The sequence below is a fragment of the Leifsonia sp. SIMBA_070 genome (assembly GCF_046534635.1).
GTDB lineage: Bacteria > Actinomycetota > Actinomycetes > Actinomycetales > Microbacteriaceae > Leifsonia.
On sequence record NZ_JAWRYK010000996.1, the window covers coordinates 1 to 233 of the forward strand.

At 70.8% G+C, this 233-nt stretch carries 1 protein-coding gene; it reads left to right on the forward strand.

The window, feature by feature from the left end; genetic code table 11:
* The coding region (locus SB754_RS23155) for a glycine cleavage T C-terminal barrel domain-containing protein (protein WP_410784585.1) at positions 1–187 on the forward strand (187 nt) is incomplete at its 5' end.
* Positions 188–233 lie beyond the last annotated feature (46 nt).

Here is a 233-nt window from a genome sequence, read left to right on the forward strand (position 1 = left end):
GCGCGGCTTCTGCACCTCGGGGGGCTATTCGCACCACGCGGGCAATTCCATCGCGCTGGCGCTCATCCCGTCCGAACGGGCAGAGGACGGGCTCGAGGCCGAGATCGAGATCCTGGGCGAGAAATGCCCCGCCCGCCTGCTAACCGAGCCGCGGTTCGACCCCGACGGCACCCGGATGCGCGGCTGAACCCTGCACCCGGCACCAGGCAAGGCCTGCGACGGGGGAAAAGGGG